Annotated in this window: 1 pseudogene; it reads left to right on the forward strand. The window is 51.8% G+C overall.

Going from position 1 to position 583, the window contains the following annotated elements:
• A pseudogene (locus IT084_RS18365) lies at window positions 1–275 on the forward strand (hypothetical protein); the annotation flags it as partial.
• Window positions 276–583 lie beyond the last annotated feature (308 nt).

Here is a 583-nt window from a genome sequence, read left to right on the forward strand (position 1 = left end):
ACCTGTTGGCGGTGATGGCGATACTGGCCGGCGGCAAGTTCCCGCCGGACCTGGTGCTATCTATGATAAGGAGGGAAATGGTCATGGAATCACCCATATTCCAGGAGTGGGTCAAGGAAGAGAGGGCAGAGGCTGAGGCCAGGGGCAAGGTTGAGGGTAAGGTTGAGGTTGCAAGGACAGCGTTGAAGAAGGGCTTCTCAGTGGATGACGTGGCGGAAATAACCGGGCTGTCCAGGGAGACCGTATTGGAACTGAAGAGAGAGCTGGAGAACTGAAGACGAGAAGCGACCGTTTTGGCCCTTACCCCTGACGACGAGGGGGTAAGGGCCTCTTTGCGTTCTCAGGAAGAACATGGGGGAGCCAGGGGGATGGTTCCTATGGCAGGTGCAGCAATCCTACAAACCAAAGGAAAAGCCTGGTGCCAGGCACCTAACTTATTAACTTAGTTGGTATTACATCGAATGCCACAGGCAACTCGAAGCGCGCAAAGTACCTCGAAGCACTTTTAGAGATGTACCCGATAAAATGGGATACCGGTTTGTAAGAACATTAGTGACGTTCCAAATGTGAATCAAAAAATAAA

Source organism: Desulfallas sp. Bu1-1 (genome assembly GCF_015594625.1).
Classification (GTDB): Bacteria; Bacillota; Desulfotomaculia; order Desulfotomaculales; family Desulfallaceae; genus JADNRQ01.